Origin of the sequence: Mesorhizobium sp. M0621 (genome assembly GCF_040320745.1) — a bacterium.
Lineage (GTDB): Bacteria > Pseudomonadota > Alphaproteobacteria > Rhizobiales > Rhizobiaceae > Mesorhizobium.
Genome location: NZ_JAMYQF010000032.1, coordinates 14,305 through 33,121 on the forward strand (window position 1 = coordinate 14,305; position 18,817 = coordinate 33,121).

The 18,817-nt window shown below is 64.1% G+C and carries 17 protein-coding genes and 1 pseudogene; 10 read left to right on the forward strand and 8 right to left on the reverse strand.

Annotated elements, in window-relative coordinates; genetic code table 11:
- Nucleotides 1-65 precede the first annotated feature (65 nt).
- The 8 genes from NKI38_RS20870 to NKI38_RS20905 all read left to right on the forward strand — a co-directional run bounded on the left by NKI38_RS20870 (nucleotide 66) and on the right by NKI38_RS20905 (nucleotide 7,730).
- Nucleotides 66-998: an ABC transporter ATP-binding protein gene (locus NKI38_RS20870; protein WP_352660114.1), complete on the forward strand. Its 933-nt coding sequence runs from the start codon at nucleotides 66-68 to the stop codon at nucleotides 996-998.
- Nucleotides 995-1,894 carry a branched-chain amino acid ABC transporter permease gene (locus tag NKI38_RS20875; RefSeq protein ID WP_352660116.1) on the forward strand — a complete coding sequence of 300 codons (900 nt, stop codon included), beginning with the start codon at nucleotides 995-997 and terminating at the stop codon, nucleotides 1,892-1,894. Before NKI38_RS20870 ends, NKI38_RS20875 begins: the two co-directional genes overlap by 4 nt.
- 3 nt (nucleotides 1,895-1,897) lie before the next feature.
- Nucleotides 1,898-2,938, forward strand: a complete 1,041-nt coding sequence (locus tag NKI38_RS20880) for a branched-chain amino acid ABC transporter permease (protein WP_352660118.1) — start codon at nucleotides 1,898-1,900, stop codon at nucleotides 2,936-2,938.
- 66 nt (nucleotides 2,939-3,004) lie between these two features.
- A complete protein-coding gene (locus NKI38_RS20885; protein WP_136618300.1) occupies nucleotides 3,005-4,342 on the forward strand; it encodes an ABC transporter substrate-binding protein in 1,338 nt (445 codons plus the stop codon).
- An 83-nt stretch (nucleotides 4,343-4,425) separates the two neighbouring features.
- On the forward strand, nucleotides 4,426-5,232 hold the full coding sequence (locus NKI38_RS20890; RefSeq protein ID WP_352660120.1) for an ABC transporter ATP-binding protein: 807 nt from the start codon (nucleotides 4,426-4,428) through the stop codon (nucleotides 5,230-5,232).
- A gap of 24 nt (nucleotides 5,233-5,256) precedes the next feature.
- Nucleotides 5,257-6,504, forward strand: a complete 1,248-nt coding sequence (locus NKI38_RS20895) for an SfnB family sulfur acquisition oxidoreductase (protein WP_352660122.1) — start codon at nucleotides 5,257-5,259, stop codon at nucleotides 6,502-6,504.
- 65 nt (nucleotides 6,505-6,569) lie between these two features.
- Nucleotides 6,570-7,130, forward strand: coding sequence for an FMN reductase (msuE, locus tag NKI38_RS20900; protein ID WP_127380435.1), 561 nt, complete (start codon nucleotides 6,570-6,572; stop codon nucleotides 7,128-7,130).
- A 114-nt stretch (nucleotides 7,131-7,244) separates the two neighbouring features.
- Nucleotides 7,245-7,730: a hypothetical protein gene (locus NKI38_RS20905; protein WP_352660124.1), complete on the forward strand. Its 486-nt coding sequence runs from the start codon at nucleotides 7,245-7,247 to the stop codon at nucleotides 7,728-7,730.
- Between the two features lie 20 nt (nucleotides 7,731-7,750).
- Here NKI38_RS20905 and NKI38_RS20910 read toward each other — a convergent pair whose 3' ends face one another.
- The 6 genes and pseudogenes from NKI38_RS20910 to NKI38_RS20935 all read right to left on the reverse strand — a co-directional run bounded on the left by NKI38_RS20910 (nucleotide 7,751) and on the right by NKI38_RS20935 (nucleotide 13,446).
- On the reverse strand, nucleotides 7,751-8,290 hold the full coding sequence (locus NKI38_RS20910) for a hypothetical protein (RefSeq protein WP_352660126.1): 540 nt from the start codon (nucleotides 8,288-8,290) through the stop codon (nucleotides 7,751-7,753).
- Nucleotides 8,283-8,723: a glycine cleavage T C-terminal barrel domain-containing protein gene (locus NKI38_RS33540; RefSeq protein WP_502899347.1), complete on the reverse strand. Its 441-nt coding sequence runs from the start codon at nucleotides 8,721-8,723 to the stop codon at nucleotides 8,283-8,285. Before NKI38_RS33540 ends, NKI38_RS20910 begins: the two co-directional genes overlap by 8 nt.
- Nucleotides 8,703-11,164 (reverse strand): annotated as a pseudogene (locus NKI38_RS20920) (2Fe-2S iron-sulfur cluster-binding protein); the annotation flags it as partial. The pseudogene NKI38_RS20920 and the gene NKI38_RS33540, both read right to left, overlap by 21 nt.
- Nucleotides 11,161-11,427, reverse strand: a complete 267-nt coding sequence (locus NKI38_RS20925) for a sarcosine oxidase subunit delta family protein (RefSeq protein WP_352660132.1) — start codon at nucleotides 11,425-11,427, stop codon at nucleotides 11,161-11,163. The gene NKI38_RS20925 and the pseudogene NKI38_RS20920, both read right to left, overlap by 4 nt.
- 8 nt (nucleotides 11,428-11,435) lie before the next feature.
- Nucleotides 11,436-12,689 (reverse strand): sarcosine oxidase subunit beta, encoded by a 1,254-nt coding sequence (locus tag NKI38_RS20930; RefSeq protein WP_352660134.1) that lies wholly within the window; start codon nucleotides 12,687-12,689, stop codon nucleotides 11,436-11,438.
- 97 nt (nucleotides 12,690-12,786) lie between these two features.
- Nucleotides 12,787-13,446: a TetR/AcrR family transcriptional regulator gene (locus NKI38_RS20935; RefSeq protein ID WP_352628186.1), complete on the reverse strand. Its 660-nt coding sequence runs from the start codon at nucleotides 13,444-13,446 to the stop codon at nucleotides 12,787-12,789.
- 276 nt (nucleotides 13,447-13,722) lie between these two features.
- Here NKI38_RS20935 and NKI38_RS20940 point away from each other — a divergent pair, with 276 nt between their 5' ends.
- Both NKI38_RS20940 and NKI38_RS20945 read left to right on the forward strand, forming a co-directional pair.
- Nucleotides 13,723-15,162: an aldehyde dehydrogenase family protein gene (locus NKI38_RS20940; RefSeq protein ID WP_352660136.1), complete on the forward strand. Its 1,440-nt coding sequence runs from the start codon at nucleotides 13,723-13,725 to the stop codon at nucleotides 15,160-15,162.
- A gap of 117 nt (nucleotides 15,163-15,279) precedes the next feature.
- A complete protein-coding gene (locus tag NKI38_RS20945) occupies nucleotides 15,280-15,855 on the forward strand; it encodes a DUF1349 domain-containing protein (protein WP_352660138.1) in 576 nt (191 codons plus the stop codon).
- A 32-nt stretch (nucleotides 15,856-15,887) separates the two neighbouring features.
- Here NKI38_RS20945 and NKI38_RS20950 read toward each other — a convergent pair whose 3' ends face one another.
- Complete coding sequence (locus NKI38_RS20950; RefSeq protein WP_352660140.1) at nucleotides 15,888-17,417, reverse strand: mercuric reductase; 1,530 nt, start codon at nucleotides 17,415-17,417, stop codon at nucleotides 15,888-15,890.
- Nucleotides 17,407-18,756 (reverse strand): glucoamylase family protein, encoded by a 1,350-nt coding sequence (locus NKI38_RS20955; RefSeq protein WP_352660142.1) that lies wholly within the window; start codon nucleotides 18,754-18,756, stop codon nucleotides 17,407-17,409. Before NKI38_RS20955 ends, NKI38_RS20950 begins: the two co-directional genes overlap by 11 nt.
- Nucleotides 18,757-18,817 lie beyond the last annotated feature (61 nt).

The window sequence follows — 18,817 nt, forward strand, 5'->3', positions numbered from 1 at the left end:
GCGCTCGATCCGTCGAGCGGCCACGGGAATTTGTGCGCCTGCTGAAAACATCGGGGACGATTGGAATGCCTCTGCCCAGTTATGCCTTAGGAGTGATGGAGGCTTCAGCCTACGCGCCGGAAGTCTTTGCGCGCGGCCTACCGTCAAGCTCGTGGCAGCAGCCGTCCGAAGACAACGGCGAGCCGACGGGAACCGTCGCCGGCGTCGCCTCGCCGCTGCTCTCACTACAGGGCATCGGCCTGTCGTTTGGCGGCGTCGTGGCATTGGCCGATATCGACCTGTCGGTCCGTCCCGGCGAGATCCGCGCCATCATCGGCCCGAACGGCGCCGGCAAGAGTTCGCTGATCAACGTCATCAGCGGCGTCTATCGCCCGGATCGCGGCCGTGTCCAGCTCGACGGGATCAGCTATGCTCAGGTGCCGACGCAGCGGCTGGCCCATCTGGGCGTCGCCAGGACCTTCCAGAATCTTGCTCTGTTCAAGGACCTCAGCGTCCTCGACAATGTCACTTCCGGCCTTGCCTATAAGGTCCGCTCCAACTTTGCCGGCCAGGTGCTCGGCATCGGCCGCTCGCGCGGCGAGCAGCGCGACTCGCACAGCCGCGCCGAACAGATCCTCGAATTCCTCGATCTCACCGCTGTCCGCGATCGTCTCGCGGGCACGCTGCCTTACGGGCTGCAGAAGCGGGTCGAACTGGCCCGTGCGCTGGTGGCTGAGCCGCGCCTGCTTTTGCTCGACGAGCCGATGGCCGGCATGACGGCAAGCGAAAAGAGCGAGATGGCGGGTTTCGTCCGCGCCGCGCGCGACAGCTTCGCCACCACCGTCGTTTTGATCGAGCATGATGTCGGCGTCGTCATGGGCCTGTCCGACCGCATCGCCGTTCTCGACTACGGCCGCAAGATCGCCGACGCCACGCCTGACGAGGTCCGGAACGATCAGCGCGTCATCGATGCCTATCTCGGCGTTGCCTCGGACAATGAGGACGGGGCAGGCATATGATCGCCGATTTCGACTACCAGTTCTTCATCGAAGTGCTCGTCGGCGGCCTGCTCTCCGGCGTCATGTATTCGCTGGTCGCGATCGGCTTCGTGCTGATCTACAAGACCTCGGGCGTGCTCAACTTCGCGCAAGGCGCGATGCTGCTGTTCGCGGCACTCACCTTCGTCAGCCTTGTCGAGCGCGGCATTCCGTTCGCGCTGGCGCTGGTGGTCACCTTCGCCATCATGGTGGCGATGGGTGTCGCCATCGAGCGCACGGTGCTGCGGCCGCTCACCAACAAGCCGCCGATCACGCTGTTCATGGCGACGCTCGGCCTGTCCTACATCATCGAGGGCGCCGCCCAGCTGATCTGGGGCACGCAGGTCCACGGCCTCGATCTCGGCATCGAGGACGTGCCGCTGGAAATCGGTGGCGTGCTGATCAGCCAGTTCGACATTTTCGCCGCCGTGGTTGCCGCAGGCATGGTCCTGCTGCTGTCGCTGTTCTTCCGCTACACCCGCATCGGCCTCTCCTTCCGTGCCGTCGCCGATGATCAGTTCGCGGCCCTCGCGGTCGGCCTCAGGTTGCCGCTGATCTGGGCCACCGTCTGGGCTGCCGCCGGCCTTGTCGCCCTGGTGGCGGGGCTGCTCTGGGGCGCACGCCTCGGCGTGCAGTTCTCGCTGTCGCTGGTGGTGCTGAAGGCGCTGCCGGTGCTGGTGCTCGGCGGTTTCGATTCCATCCTCGGCGCCATCGTCGGCGGCCTCTTGATCGGCGCCAGCGAGAAGCTCGCCGAGGTCTATATCGGCGACTATTTCGGCGGCGGCATAGAGAGCTGGTTCGCCTATGTCGTGGCGCTGGTCTTCCTGCTGATCCGCCCCTCCGGCCTGTTCGGCCAGAAGCTCGTCGAGAGGATCTGAGCGATGGCCGCGATAACAAGCGATTTCTCCTTAGCGCCGGTGCTGCCGAAATGGGTCGTGCCCGTGCTGCTGCTCGCCTTCGCCTATGGCGTCGTGCCGCTGATCGGCTCGAGCTATTTGTTCGAAGCCATCCTGCTGCCGTTCCTGGCGCTCAGCCTCGCCGGCGTGGGCTTGAACATCCTGACCGGCTATGCCGGCCAGGTGTCGCTGGGCAGTGCCGCCTTCATGGCCGCCGGGGCCTTCGCCGCCTACAATTTCAACCTGCGCATCGAAGGCCTGCCGCTGATCGGCAGCATCTTCCTGGCCGGCATCGTCGCCGCCGCGATCGGCATCGTCTTTGGCCTGCCGAGCCTGCGTCTGAAGGGTTTCTATCTCGCGGTCTCGACGCTTGCCGCGCAGTTCTTCGTGCAATGGGCGCTGACCAAATTCAGTTGGTTCTCCAACAACTCGGCTTCCGGCGTCATCGACGCGCCGAGGCTGTCGATTTCAGGCTTTGCGCTCGACGGCGCCATCGGCCGCTATCTCTTCGCGCTGACCATTGTCGCCGTGCTGACCTTCCTTGCCCACCGGCTGGTCACGTCGCAGACCGGGCGCAACTTCATCGCCATCCGCGACAATGAAACCGCCGCCCGCATTATCGGCATCCCGGTGCTGAAGACCAAGCTGCTGGCCTTTGCCATCTCGTCCTTCATCATCGGCGTTGCCGGCGTCATCTGGGCCTTTGCCTATCTGCGAACCGTCGAGCCGGATGGCTTCGATCTCGATCGATCGTTCCAGATACTGTTCATCATCATCATCGGCGGGCTGGCTTCGATCCGTGGCGCCTTCTTCGGCGCCGCCCTCATCGTGGTCTTTCCGCTTGGCTTGTCTCGCCTCGGCGGTTTTCTGCTCGGCGATCTCTTCGATTCGGGCGTGCTCGACATGAGCCAGCGCATCGTGCTGGGCGCGCTCATCATCCTCTTTCTGATCCTCGAACCCGACGGGCTGGTGGCGCTGTGGGACAGGGTCCGAAGACGGCTCCTGTTCGCCTGGCAGTCGACTTGAGCTGACGCATCCGAAAATGAACCAGAGGCCGAACCCAAGACGGCCCATACCGGGAGTACCTCGACCATGACTTTCCTGAGCACAATCAAGGCGGCGGCGCTGTCCGCGGCGATGATCGTGTCGGTGGCCTTGCCCGCCGCGCATGCCGACGAACAATATTTCCCGCTGCAGAGCTATCGCGTCGGACCGTACGCGGCCGGCGGCACCGGCTTCTTCGGCGGCTTCATCGACTATCTCAACCTCATCAACATCCGCGACGGCGGCGTCAACGGCGTCAAGCTGACCTGGGACGAATGCGAGACCCAGTACGAGGTCGAGCGCGGCGTCGAATGCTACGAACGGCAGAAGAGCCATGCCGGCGCCGCCGCCTGGAACCCGCTCTCGGTCGGCATCGCCTATGCCATGATCGACCGCATCACCGCCGACAAGGTGCCGCTGATCACGGTCAACCACGGCCGCACCGACTCCACCGACGGGCGCGTTTTCCCCTACGTCTTTCCGCTGCTGCTCAATCCCTACAGCGAGACATCTGGCATCGTGAACTACATCGCCTCCAAGGAAGGCGGCATCGACAAACTGAAGGGCAAGAAGATCGTCGTGCTCTATCACGGCTCGCCCTACGGCAAGGAAACCATCCCGATCTATGAGCTGCTGGCGCAGAAATACGGCTTCACCGTGCAGCAGATCGAGGTGCCGCATCCCGGCAACGAGCAGCAGTCGCAGTGGCTGACCATCCGCCGCGCCAAGCCGGACTTCGTCGTCCTGCGCGGCTGGGGCGTGATGAACCCGGTGGCGCTTAAGACCGCGGTCAAGGTCGGCTATCCCGTCGATCACATCGTCGGCAATGTCTGGTCGAATTCGGAAGAGGACGTGATCCCGGCCGGCGACGCCGCCAAGGGCTACACCGCCATCACCACCCAGGCTTCCGGCAACTCCTATCCGGTGGTGCAGGAGATCGTGAAGACGGTCTACGACGCCGGCAAGGGCAATCTGGAAGACAAGTCGCGCATCGGCTCGGTCTACCACAACCTCGGCATCGTCAACGGCATCCTCAATGTCGAGGCGATCCGCGTTGCGCAGGAGAAGTTCGGCCATCGCACGCTGACCGGCGACGAGGTCCGCTGGGGCTTCGAACATCTCAAGCTCGATCCGGCCAAGGTCGAGGCGCTCGGCGCCAAGGACCTGTTCCACTCGATCAATGTCAGCTGGGACAATCATGAGGGCGAAGGCTACGTGACCTTCCAGCAGTGGGACGGCAAGAAGTGGAACGTCGTCTCCGACTGGATCGCGCCGGACTGGGCGCTGCTGCGGCCGATCATCGAGAAGTCCGCCGAAGCCTACGCCGCCGAAAAGGGCATCAAGCTGCGCACCGCCGATGATGCCGATGCGGTGACCACCAATTGATCAGCCAAAGCTGGGCGCTGCGGACAACTTCCGCACGCAGCGCCCGGCCTGTTTCGGTTCATCGAACCACGAAATGAGAGCCCATGCCGGACGATGACGTCATTCTTGCCGTGGACGCGGTCCATGCCACCTACAACCACGCCATCACGGCGCTGCACGGCGTCAGCTTCGTGTTGCGGCGCGGCCAGATCCTTGCCTTGCTCGGTGCCAATGGCGCCGGCAAGACCACGACGCTGAAGGCCGTCTCCAACCTGCTGCCGGCCGAACGCGGGCAGGTCAATTCCGGCACCATCCGCTATGAAGGTTCGGATGTCTCGCGCCGCAAGCCGGGCGATCTCGTGCGTGCCGGGCTGGTCCAGGTGCTGGAAGGCCGCCACTGCTTCAAGAGCCTCACCGTCGAGGAAAATCTGGTTGCCGGCGGCATCGGCCGCAGCGGCCGCCGCGCCGAGATCAATCAAGACATCGAGCGGATCTACGGCTATTTCCCGAGGCTTCGGGAAAAGCGCCGGACATTGTCCGGCCTAACCTCGGGCGGCGAACAGCAGATGACCGCCATCGGCCGGGCACTGATGTCGCGGCCGCGCCTGCTGGTTCTCGATGAACCGTCGATGGGGCTCGCCCCGCTCATCGTCCAGGACATCTTCCAGAGCTTAAGAAAACTCAATCGCGAGACCGGCCTGTCGATCCTGGTCGCCGAGCAGAACTCGGCGGTCGCGCTCAGATATGCCGACCATGCCACCATCCTCGAAAACGGTGTCTCCGTTCTCTCTGGCATGGCTGCCGATCTTCGCCGGCGCGAGGACGTCCGGTCCTTCTATCTCGGTCAATCGACCCCCGGGCAACAGGCATTGCCTGCCGCCAAGCCAGCCCATCTCCACGCCGTTGCCTGAACCGAAATCTCAAGGAGCAGTGAAATGACCGTTTCGACCGTCAAGACCGACCACGCTTCCGCCGCCGTGCCGCCAGTCGCAAGGCCGACGAAACCGGCCCATATTATCAAGGACGATGCCGAAGCGATTGCGATTGCCCACGCGCTCGCCGCCGAATTCGTCAAGGAGTCCTCCAAGCGCGATCGGGAGCGGATCTGGCCGGTTGCCGAACTCGATGCGTTTTCGCAAAGCGGCCTGTGGTCGATCAACGTGCCCAGAGCATTCGGCGGGCCGGAGGTGTCCTATGCGACGCTGGCGAAGGTGGTCGAGATCATCTCGGCGGCGGATTCCTCGATCGGCCAGGTGGCGCAGAACCATCTCGGCGTCGTCGCCGCCATCCGCACCGTGTCCGACGCTGACCAGCAGAAGCTGCTGTTCGCCGAAGCGCTGAAGGGCACGCGGTTCGGCAACGCCTTTTCCGAGTTCGGCTCCAAGCGCGCCGCCGATTTCGAGACCCGTTTCACCGATGCCGGCGATCATGTGGTCGTCAACGGCCGCAAATTCTATTCGTCCGGCGCGCTGCTCGCCCACCTGGTGCCGATCGTCGCGCTCGATGACGAGGGCCGTGCCTGGTACGCCATCGCCGACCGCGGCGCACCGGGCCTGACCGTCATCGACGACTGGTCGAGCTTCGGTCAGCGCACGACGCTGTCCGGCACCGTCATCATCGACAACGTCAAGGTGCCGAAGACGCATCTGGTGCCCGGCTACAAGGGCTACGACAAGCCGACCGCCGACGGCGCCATCTTCCAGATCATCCAGGTGGCGGTCGATACCGGCATCGCCCAGGCGGCGATCGACGAGACCGTCAATTTCGTCAGGACCAAAAGCCGCGCCTGGATCGACAGCGGCGTCGACAATGCCTGGGACGATCCCTACACCATCCAGGCCATCGGCGACCTGACACTGCGCCTGCACGCGGCGCAGGCGCTGCTCGAAAAGGCCGGCCTGGCAATAGACCGGGCGGTGATCGAGCCGACCGCAGAGACGGTGGCGCATGCGCAGATCGTCACTGCCGAAGCAAAAATCCTGTCGACCGAAATCGCTATCGCCGCCACCAACAAGCTGTTCGAGCTGGCAGGGACCCGCTCGACGCTGGCAGAGCACAATCTGGACCGGCACTGGCGCAACGCCCGCACGCACACGCTTCACGATCCAGTGCGCTGGAAGTACTCGATCCTGGGCAAATATTTCCTCAACGGCGAGAATCCGCCGCTGCACGCCTGGAGCTGATTTCCCATCGGCGGGCCAGCGGCTCGCCGTATCAAACTTCGACCATCCAAGAGAGGCCCACTGCCATGTCAAATCCAACAGTCGTCGGCTTTTCCGGCAACATCACCCGGCCGTCAAAGACGCGCGCCTTCGTCGATCTGGTCACCAGGGACATCGCCGCCAGCCACGGCCTATCGGCGAGCACCTATGATATCGAGGATCTCGGTCCGTCGCTGGGAACGGCGAAATGGGCCCGCGATCTCGACGGCCAGGCGCGCGTGATTCTGGAGGCGATCCTCGCCGCCGACGTGCTCGTCGTCGGGTCGCCGACCTACAAGGGCAGCTATACCGGCCTGTTCAAGCATTTCTTCGACCTGATTGATCCGGCTGCATTGCGGGGCAAGCCCATCGTGTTGACGGCGACCGGCGGTGGAGAGCGCCATGCCTTGATCGTCGAACATCAGCTGCGGCCGCTATTCGGCTTCTTCGAGGCCTTTGCGCTACCGACCGCCGTCTATGCCACCGACAAGGATTTCACCGACGGCGTGCTGCGCTCCGAGGCGATCCTGAAGCGTGCGGCGCAGGCGGTCGATGAGGTTGGCTTCGTGCTGGCCAACCGCTCGGCCGGCAGGATCGCTGCCGAATAGCCTGCCGTCATCCGCCACGATCGAAATGAGGGAGGACAGCGCCCCTCGCTTACGCGCAGTTTACGACCGCACGCTAAAAACGTTCCTGTCTGATTCGTCTGGGACAGGAACGTCATGAGCAAAGCCCTCACCTCCTTCGCACTGGTCGCCGTGCTGACCGCCTTGCTCATGGCCTTGAGCCTGGCTGTGGCTAGGCACGGCTATCCCTATGGCGCGATCGGCGTCAGGCGCCTTGACGGCATTGCCGATGCTGGTGTGTTCATCTCGATCGCCGCTGTCTATTTCTTCAGCGCGATGCTGATGATGATCCTGCCGATCAGGGCGGCCGGCATTGTCCTGACCCATGCCGCCGACGCGATCTTCTGGACCGTGATCGCGCTGTTTGCGGCGATCGTCGGCTGTCTCGCCGCCAGATGGGCTTTCGGCCAGGGCAGCGCTGTGTGGGCGCTGCTGAACTGGCGGTTCCTGTTTGCCGCGGCAATCGTCGGTTGTCACTTCGTCATGAACGAGCTGCGCCGCAACGTGCTCCTGCGCAGCCTGTTTTTCGTCGTCTTCGCCGTAGCGACGCTGGCCTGCCTGTTCTGGTCGTTCACGCTCTAACCGGATCGCACAACCGCCAGTTACTTCGCTGATCCGGCGGTGATGTTGCCGGCCGCCGTTTCCATCCATGTCCAGAGATAGGCCGCGAGACCGCGGTCGACATGGATGCGCAGCTTGCCATCATGACGATAGACGATGGCACTGATGCCGGCTAAGGAAAGTGCTGCACTTGCACCAGCCTGGTTTGGATCGAGCGTCGTCCCCCGTGCGATGAAAGCGTCGAGTGCCGTGCCCTCGACCTCGAACACCTGCAGCCCGGCGCTGATTGTCGTCACTGCAAAGCCTTTCGCGTGCCAGCCTGTCGCGATGGCGAGCGGGCTGTTCGACACGACGAGCAGCCGGTCGCGCGCCAGCCGCGCCGCATAGCGGTCGCCCTGTGCCGCACCAAAGGCGCCCACGCCAGTTCCGTCGATGCCGGAAGTCCGGGCCCACACGTCGAGGTCGCCACTGACCATCAGCTGGTTGAGGTCAAGGACTGCGCGCACGACAAGGCCCGGCGTCGTGATGACCGCGCTCTGCCAGTCCGGTGCAACAGACCATTTTTCCGCGAGATTACGCATGCAGCCGGTCTCCGGCCGGGTCGAAGGCACAAGGGGCGGTAATCGTCGCCGTCATGACCTTGCCGAGATGCTGGATTTCGATCGCCTCGCCGTGGCGGGCCGCGCCGCGCTCGATCAGGCCAAGCGCAACCGGTCGGCCAAGCGTCGGGCTGTGGTAGCTCGAGGTGACAAAGCCCTGGCTGCGCAATCCGCCGTCGATCCGTCGGATGCCATGCGCGCCGGTTGGCAGCGGCGCGTCGCCTTGCGGCACCGCCAGCCCGACAAGCTGCATGCGGTCGCCGCGTGACGCCTCCTCGGTGAACAGCGAGCGGCGGCCAACGAACTCAGTTTGGCGTTTGGCGCGGGGACCCTCGACGCCGAGATCGTGCGGCAGCGTGGTGCCATCGGTGTCCTTGCCGATGACGATAAAACCTTTTTCGGCGCGCAGGATCATCAGCGCTTCGAGGCCGATGGCGACGGCGTCGAACGCCTGGCCGGCCTGGCGAAGTTGCACCCACAACGGCTCGGCGCGATCCGCCCGGATCGAGATCTCGTAGCTCCGATCCCCGGTGAAGCTGACTCGGGCGATGCGGACTTCGTCGTCGGCATAGGTGCCATGACCGATCGCCATATGCGGCAGGTCGGCGTCGTCGAGCGAAAGGCCGAGCTCCAGTGTTTCCAGCAGCTTTCGGGCGTTCGGCCCGGAGACGGTCAGCGTCGCCATGTCTGATGTGGCGTTGTGATATAGACGGCGCCGCGGCCAAAACGGTCCTGGCGCCATTCCTCCAGCCGCGCGTGCACGGCAGCGACATGCGAGGACGAGCACGAGACGACGAAGCGATGCTCGTCCAGCCGTACCAGAACGCCGTCGTCGAAGACCACGCCATTTTCCGACAGCATGAAGCCGTAGCGGCAGCGGCCAGGTTTCAGCGTCGACATGGTGTTGTAATAGAGGAAATCGACGAACGCGGCCGCCTGCGGTCCGATCACCTCGATCTTGCCGAGCGTCGAACCGTCGAACAACGCCACAGATTGACGGGCACGCCGCGCCTCGTCCGCGATCGAACGCTCCGCGTCCGCGCTGCCGCCATAGTGGGCCGGGCGCAGCCAGCCGCCATATTCCTGGAAGACGGCGCCACTGACGCGGTGCACATTCTCCAGCGGCAGCCGGCGCACCGGCGCCATCAATTCGCCGACGCGCGCGCCGGCAAAGCTTGCCAACGGCACCGGCGTGAACGGTGGCCGGTATGTGGTGGTGCCGACCTCCGGCACCGTACGGCCGGTGATGCCGGCCATCAGCGCCTGGCCGGTCAGATTGGAGGTCTTGCCTTGGTCGGTCGCCATGCCAAGCGTCGTGTAGCGCTTCAGATGTTCGACCGAGACGAAATTTTCGCTTGCCGCCAGCTCGACGTCCTTCACCGTCACGTCGTTCTGGTAGTCGATCCAGATGCGTCCCTTCGAGCCCGGCATCGGCCATGCCGGGAGAATGCCGTCTGTCGCCTCCGGCCCGGTGCTGCGCGGCAGGGCGGCCTTCGTCTGGCCGAGCGATGCAACGGCGGTGCTGGCGCCAGCAAACACATCCGACAAGGAAACCGCGCCGGCAGCCGCACCTGCCACGGCGATACCGTCGACTGGATCGCCCGGCAGGAAGGCGGCGCGCGGCTCGCTCCAGGCGAGCTTGCCCCTGGCCTGGCCGAAGAGATGAATGGTCGGCGTCCAGCCGCCCGAGACCAGCACGCAATCGACATCGAGCCTGGAGCCGTCGTCGAGCGTCACGCCGACGACGCGGAGCTTGCCGCTGGCGGAAGCAAGGGCGCGACCTCTGATCCGTCGGACATTGGCCGGCGCGGCAGGGATACCCTCACGCCGAATGTCCACGAGCGTGACGTCAGTCCCAGCCTCGGCGAGCGCGCCCGCAACTTCATAGGCGCTATCATTGTTGGTGGCGACAACGATGCGGCGTCCGACCAGCACCGCGTGCCGCCTGAGATAGGCGAGCGCCGCATCCGCCGACATGATGCCAGGCAGATCATTGTTGGCGAAAGGCAGCGGCCGCTCGATGGCGCCGGTCGCCAGCACGATCCGGCGCGGCCTGACTCGCCAAAGCGTATCCGGTCGGCCGTCGAGATGGCGCTGGTTCAGCCCGACCAGATTGTGGTCGTAGATGCCAAAGGCGGTGGTCGAAGGCAGGATCAGATGGCCGGCCGAGGCAAGCTCCGCAACCGTCTCCTCGATCCAGACCGCGGCCGGCTTGCCGTCGATCTCGGCGGCGCGGTGGCCGAGCGATCCGCCAGCCCGGAGTTGGTCATCGACAAGCACCACGGATTGACCAGCACCAGACATCAGCCTTGCCGCCGCCAATCCGGCCGGTCCCGCGCCGACCACCAGCACGTCGCAATGATGGTTGATCTGGTCGGCCGTACCCGGCGAGGTCCAGTCGGCATCGACCTTGCCCAGCCCCGCCATGGCGCGGATGCGTGGCTCGAACCTGTGCCAGTCCGGCCACATGAAGGTCTTGTAGTAGAACGCCGCCGGAATGAAGCGCGCAAAATGGTCGAGGAAGGCGTTGCGGTCGGCCAGTGCTGTGGGCGTCGCGTTGACGCTCTTCGCCACCAGCCCGTCGCGTGCCGGCTCGGTCGTGGCTCGTGTGTTCGGTGCCGCCCGCAGGCCGCCGATATCGACCAGCGCGTTCGGTTCTTCCACGCCCGCGCCCCAGATGCCGCGCGGTCGGTGGTACTTGAAGCTGCGGCCGACGACCGCGACATCGCCGGCCAGCAATGCCGAGGCGATGGTGTCGCCGGCATAGCCGTGCACGGTTGCGCCGTCGAAACTGAACCGGATCGGGCGCGACCGGTCGATCGCGCTGCCGCCGGTGGAAAGACGCGAGGCGGTCACGCCGTGTGCTCCCCGCCGAGAGCGGCCGAGGACAGCACCTTGTGGCTTACGGTATCCCGCTCCATGACGAAGAACTCGCCGCAAGTCATGTGGACCCAGATCTCGCGTGCCGTGCCTTTCGGATTGGTGCGCAGATAAAGGTAATCAGCCCAGCGATCGGTCGGCACGTCGGCGCCATCTGGTCTGATGTTGCCGGCATCGCCGCCATAGTGGAATTCGGTCTCGTCGCGCGGGCCGCAGAACGGGCAAGGGAAAAGCTGCATGATTGCCTCTAGTGCGCGATGCCGGAGCCGGCCGCTTCATCGATCAGCCGCCCGCTGGCGAAGCGATCGAGGTCGAAGGGTCGGCTGATGTCGTTGTGCTTGCCTGACGCCAGCAATTGCGCCAGCAGCGTGCCGCCGGCGGGGATGGCCTTGAAGCCGCCCGTGCCCCAGCCGCAATTGAGGAACAGGCCGGGCAGTGGCGATTCGCCGATGATCGGCGAGGAATCCGGCACGACGTCGACAATGCCGGCCCATTGCCGCATCAGCTTGAGCTGGCCGAAGATCGGGAACATCTCCAGCAGCCCGGCAATCACCGCTTCCAGCGTCGGCAGATTGCCGCGTTGCGCATAGGACGGGATGCGGTCGAGCCCGCCGCCGATAACGATCTCGCCCTTGTCCGACTGGCTGACATAGACACCGGCGCCGGGCGACAACACCACGGTGTCGAGGATCGGCTTGACCGGTTCTGAAACGCAGGCCTGCAGCGCATAGGAATTGATCGGTAGCCGGAAGCCCGCCTTGGCCGCCAGCACCGAGGAATGCCCGGCCACCGCCATGCCGATGCGCTCGGCACGGATCGCACCACGCGAAGTCTGGACGCCGCGGCAGCGGCCGCCCTCGATGATGAAATCGGTGATCTCGCAGTTCTGGATGATGTCGACGCCGAGGCGGCTCGCCGCTCGCGCATAGCCCCAGGCGACCGCGTCATGGCGCGCCGTTCCGGCCCTACCTTGCCAGATGCCGCCGAACACCGGGAAGCGCGCATCCGGCGAAAAATTGTAGATGGGCGCCACACGGCGCACATCGTCTGGTGAAAACAGCTCGGCATCGATGCCGTTGATCTGCATGGCGTTGACGGTGCGCGCGCCGATCTCCATCTCGGCGGTCGAGTGGCACAGATTGACCATGCCGCGCTGCGACAGCATGACGTTGTAGTTCAAATCCTTGGCCAGCCCCTCATAGAGCCGGTGGGCCAGCCCGTAGAGCTCGACGCTTTCCGGATAATAGTAGTTGGAGCGCACCACGGTGGTGTTGCGGCCGGTGTTGCCGCCGCCGATCCAGCCTTTTTCCAGCACCGCGACCCTGGCGATGTTGTGGTTCTTGGCCAGGTAGTAAGCCGTCGCCAGCCCATGGCCACCGCCGCCGATGACGATCGCGTCGTAGGACGGCTTCGGCTCGGGCGAGCGCCAGGCCGGCTGCCAGCCGGTTTGGCCGGCCAAGCCCTCCTTGAGGAGCGACAATGCGGAATAGCGTCTGGTCATGGTGTGCCGGACAAGCCTGAATTTCTCGAGGTGAAGCGTATTGGTATTGTACACATATGTCTAGTAGAGGCGGCAGTCTTGTGTACAAATGATGGCGCTAACGCTTGCGCGAAAGCGTCTTCTCCACATAGCGCGAGAAGTCCTCGATATCCTTGGCCGAAGGCTCCTGGCCGGTGAAGCTGCGCAGATACGAGGCGACGTGTGTCAGGCGACTGCTCATCGGCTCGTTGAGTTCAAGCGAGTAATAGCCGATCTGCATGAAATAGAGGATGCGTGCTCGCACGAACGCGTCCTCCTCCCCATAGCCATGACGCATGAACATGTCGCGGATAGCGTTGACACGCTCCTCGTCGGCCTCATCGAGCGCGCGTCTGATGGCAGGCGAGCGGCGGGCCCAGGCCCTGATCGCGAAATCCAGCCGCGGATCGAACAGCCTTTCGTCCACCCAGCATTCGAAAATGCTCATCACCCCGCGGATGACGGTCGCGGAAGGCCGCCTGGCGCGTTCGACAATGAACCTGGTGTTGGTCTGCCGCCAGTAATCCAGCAACTGCTCGAGCAGGTCCTGCCGGCTCTTGAAATACCAGTAGAAGCTGGAACGCGACACATCGAGCTTCTGGCCAAGTGTCAGCACGCGGACGCGTTCGACGCCGTCCGAGATCAACGTTTCAAGCGCAAGCTTCAGCCAGTCTTCGCGAGTGGCCTTGATGTTGCCGGTGGCGCCGGCACGCTGAATCGTCGTTTCGAGAGCTGCCATCGACATGACGCATGACACGCAGCCTTAGGCAAATCAAGGCTATGGACATAGGTGTACAGAGTAATCCGACCCAAGCCGAATGATGCATCGCCGATATTAGTCGGATTGAGGCTCGATGGTGGCTCTGTCGCCACCAAGCCATCAGCGCGGCCGCAACCAAGGGGATTTTTGTCGCGGCTGCGGGTTCAGTGTTTGCTTTCCCGCAAGGCAATTGTCTGGCAAATACCAGTTCAGACAGATGCCGCTGCGCGGCCAACCAGCAGGGAAGACAGGAACATGACACTGTTTCGAAAGAATCTCATCGATGGCGAATGGGTCGGCGAGGCCGGTTCCCGCAACATCAACCCCTCCGATACCGGTGACATCGTCGGCGACTATGCTTCGGCGGGCGTCGAGCAGGCCAAGCAGGCGATCGCTGCGGCCAAGGCGGCGTTTCCGGCGTGGTCCCGCTCCGGTCCGCTGGCGCGCCACGCGGTGCTGAAAAAGGCCTCCGACGAGATCATGGCGCGCAAGGATGAGATCGGCCGCAATCTGGCGCGTGAAGAAGGCAAGACGCTGGCCGAGGGCATCGGCGAGACCATTCGCGCCGCCCAGATTTTCGATTTCTTTGCTGGCGAAACATTGCGCCTGTCGGGCGAGGTCGTGCCAAGCGTGCGGCCGGGCGTCGGCGTCGAGATTACGCGCGAGGCGGTCGGCGTCGTCGGCATCATCACGCCGTGGAATTTCCCGATCGCCATTCCGGCCTGGAAAATCGCTCCGGCGCTGTGCCACGGCAACACCGTCGTCTTCAAGCCGGCCGAACTGGTTCCGGAGAGCGCCTGGACCATCGTCGATATCCTGCACCGCGCCGGCCTTCCGAAGGGCGTGCTCAATCTCGTCATGGGCAAAGGCTCGGTGGTCGGTCAGGCGATGCTCGACAGCCCCGATATCAACGCCATCACGTTCACCGGCTCGGTCGGCACCGGCAAGCGGGTCGCCGCGGCAAGCATAGAGCATATGCGCAAGTTCCAGCTCGAAATGGGCGGCAAGAACCCGCTGGTCGTGCTCGACGATGCCGATCTGGCGGTTGCTGTCGATTGCGCGCTCAACGGCGCCTTTTTCTCGACGGGCCAGCGCTGCACCGCCTCGTCCAGGCTGATCGTGACGGATGCCATTCACGACAGTTTCGTCGACGCCCTCAAGGATCGCATGAGCAAGCTTGTTATCGGCGACGCGCTCGACGCGCAGACCCAGATCGGTCCGGTCGTCGACGCCACACAGCTGAAGCAGGACGAGGACTATATCGCCATCGGCGTCAGGGAAGGTGCCACGCTCGCCTTCGGCGGCGAGCGGCTCGACCGCAAGACGCCGGGCTTCTATCTGCGGCCGGCGCTGCTGACACAGGCCACCAACGCCATGCGCAGTTCGCGCGAGGAGATTTTCGGACCCGTCGCCAGCGTCATCCGCGTCAAGGACTACGACGAGGCGCTTTCCGTCGCCAACGACACGCCCTTCGGGCTGACGTCGGGCATCTGCACTTCAAGCCTCAAGCACGCCACGCACTTCAAGCGCAATTCGGAGGCCGGCATGGTGATGGTCAACCTGCCGACGGCGGGTGTCGACTTCCATGTTCCGTTCGGCGGCCGCAAGGGTTCCAGCTACGGCCCGCGCGAACAGGGCCGCTACGCGGCGGAATTCTACACCACGGTGAAGACCGCCTACACGTTCGCTGGCTGATCGGCCCCCGGCTGATCATGCCGGGCGGATCGGCTGTCGGCCGATCAGCCGGGATGATCGGGCGCCGGCCGCTCGGCCGGCGAACCGCCACACATCAAGGGAGTGATCGGCGCGAAGATGACATTGCGGGACCTGACCTGGCTCAATCCGCCGCCGCAGCATTCCATCGACGGCGACAGCCTCCGTGTGCGCACCGGCAAGGAGACCGATTTCTGGCGCGAGACATTTTACGATTTCTGGCGCGATAACGGCCACTTCCTGTACCAGCAGGCCGAGGGCGATTTCACCGCTGAGGTCACCGTCAAGGGCGATTATCAGGTGCTTTACGACCAGGCCGGGTTGATGCTCCGGCTGAGCGAATCCCATTGGATCAAGGCCGGTATCGAATACACCGACGGCGTGATGTATTTTTCCGTCGTCGTCACCAACGATGCCTCCGACTGGTCGCTGGCCACCATTCCGGCTGCCCCGCACGGTGTCAGGATCCGTTTGACCCGTCACGCCGAGACGATCCGCGTCCAGTACCTCGATGCTTCCGACGGTCGCTGGAAGCCGGTGCGGCTTGCCTATTTCCCGATCTCGAAAACGGTCGATGTGGGCATGATGTGCTGTTCGCCGCAACGTGAGGGTTTCGAGGTCACATTCTCCGGCTTTTCGGTCGGCCCACCGATATCGCGGGAATTGCACGACTGACACTGCCGTCGCTTCCAGCGTTAGGCCTGAAGTCATCGCCTGGACCATGCCAGCCAGCGGCTCGCCAGATGCCTCCGAAATGAGGTGAGCCTTGTCCGCCGAAAAGCGTCGCCGGCCATCTTGATGCCTTGTGCCTGCGTCGGGAAAGGGTGGATAACGTCGGCCAGCGCGTGCAATCCCATGCCCGACTTGATCGCCAGCGACACCGCATTGATCATCTCGCCGGCATGGCTGGCGACGACCGTGGCACCCAGGATGCGGTCGGACCCGTCCCTGACGTGGATTTTGACAAAGCCTTCCTCCTCGCCGTCCATCACTGCACGGGCGACATCGTGCATCAGCACCGTATAGGTCTTGACGGGGATGCCGTTCTGGCGCGCCTCCACTGGATAGAGGCCGACATGGGCAATCTCCGGATCGGTGTAGGTGCACCACGGAATGACCAGTTCGCTCAGTTTCCTGCGTCCGAGAAACAGGGCATTGCGCACAACCATGTGGGCTGTCGCCTCGGCGGTATGGGTGAATTTGTATGCGAGGCAGACATCGCCAGCCGCATAGATGCGTGGATTGGTGGTTCGGAGATAATCGTCCACTTTGATGCCGGTGGCGTCGTACGCCACCCCGGCGTCCTCCAGGTCGAGACCGTCGACATTGGGCGAACGGCCGATGCCGGTGATGATCTCGTCGACGGAAACCGTCATCGTGTCACCGTCGCGCACAAGGTCGGCGAGCTTCTTGCCGCCTTCTGTCCGCACCGCCACCGCCTCGGTATTCAGGCGAACCTCGATCCCTTCGCGCGCCAGCGCGTCCGAAAGGATCTGAGCGGCATCGCGTTCCTCGCCAGGCAGGAACATCGGCTCCCGCTGCACCAGGATGACCTTCGCGCCCAGCAGGCAGAAGGCCTGCGCCGCCTCGCAACCGAGCGGTCCGCCGCCAATGACCAGAAGCCGTTTCGGGCACTCTGTGAGATCGAACATGGTTTCGTTGCTGAGATAGCCGGCCTCGGTGAGTCCTGGAATCGTCGGCAGTGCCGGACGTGCGCCCGTAGCAACCAGCGCCTTTCTGAAACGCAGTGTCTTCCCGGCAACCGTGACCTCGTCAGGTCCGGAAAATCGCGCTTCGCCGAAATAGAGGTCGATGCCTGCGGAGACCAGGCTCGCAGCCGAATCGGCGTGACTGATCCGCTGCCTGATCTGCCGCATCCGCGTCATGGCACGCTGAAAGTCGACGTGAAGATGGTCCGGCGCGTCGCCGCCAAGATTCTCGGCATCGCGCATATCGGCATAGAGCCTGGCCGTGCGAATGATCGCTTTCGAGGGGATGCAGCCTACATTGATGCAGGTGCCGCCGATCAGCCCGCGCTCGATCAGCGCGACTTTCGCACCGAGGTTTGCCGCCTCGCTGGCAGCGGTCAAGCCGGCCGGCCCGGCGCCGATGACGACAAGATTGTATGGGCCGTCGGGCTCCGGGTTCTTCCAGAGCGGCGGATGGGCACCCCTGATCAGCTCGATGTCATCGCGGTCGACAGGGAAGGCGTTGGCCATGGTCCGGTCACGCGACATCGCCGCCACCTGACGCCGAGCTTGCCGGCTGAGACAACCAGCCGCCGCTGAATCCGGCTCTGCCCAGGCCGCGGCGGATGTGCGGGTTGGATCGCATCAGTTCCCAGATCAGGCGCGACCGATGGTTCTCGATCATCATCACCACGATGCCCTGATCCAGCCCGTAATGACCTTCCGACACCCAGCCGCTGCGGCCGAATTTTCGCCGGTGGGCCAATGTCGGATTGAAGCCGCTCGGCAGCCGGAAATTGTCGATCACCTCGGGGTAGCGATCCTCGAGATGGCGCAATGCCGCCAGGCAGATATCCGGCGCGAAAGGCAGCGAAGCCGGATAGGACCATGGGGCGATTGTTCCGTCGTCCGGCCCGAAAGGAGCGCCGCGCGCGGCATAGCCGGAAAACCGGCGACGCTGTCGCGCTACGCTGGCACGAAATCCGCCTGGTCCGTCGCCCGCCGAAAGTCCCCACAGGTTCTCGTCGTAGCCGCCGTAGCCGTAAGGGTTGTGGCGCGCATAGTCGCGGTGCAGGTAGGTCGAGCGGCGGCTGTTTTCGAAATAGTCCGAGTTCTTCTCACGCATGAAAGCGTCGCGGATGCCGGCGAAGTCGATCCAGGCATGCGAGAACTGGTGCATGAACAGCGGACCGCCATAGAGCACATCGTAGCCGTAGATGTTTTCCCACTGATAGGTCGCCGTCCAGCCCTCGTAGCTGTTGTCCGAGGTCGGGTTGTCTGGCGAGGCCATCGACAGCACGTAGAGGATCGTCGCTTCGTTGTAGCCTTCCCAGCCATAGTGGAGAAAGCCGCTCTTCGGCTTCCAGCCCTGCCGGAGCGTCGGGCTTGAGCCTTGCGCCCATCGCCAGTCGACGCGCCGGTAGAGCGCCTCGGCCAGTTGGCGGATTTCGGCCTCGTCGCCATTGTCGTCGGAAAAATAGGCGCCTGCCACCAGCATGCCTGATATCAGCAATGCGGTATCCACCATCGACAGTTCGCAGCGCCAGACGCGCAGGCCGGTCCGCATGTCGAGGAAATGGTAGTAAAAACCCTTGTGGCCGGTGACCTCGTCGCCATTGCCTTGCCGGCTGGTCGAGAAGAAACGCAGAGCGGCAAGCGTCAGCTTCACGGCCGCATCGCGCGTCATCCAGCCGCGCTCGACGCCGATCGGATAGCAGGACAACGCGAAGCCGACGACAGCGATGCTGGCCGGCGAATTCGGCCGCGACGTATCGGCGACCAGTCCGTTGTCGGGGTTCACGTTTTCGAGGAAGTAGTCGAAGGCGGCGCGCTGATAGCGCTCCAGAAGCTCGTCGTCGGACAGCGCGGCAGGTTCGACTTTAAGCAAAAGAAACAAGCTCCCGCCCGATAGCTGCATCCCGTATCATGGTTCCCGGCATAGCTTCCTT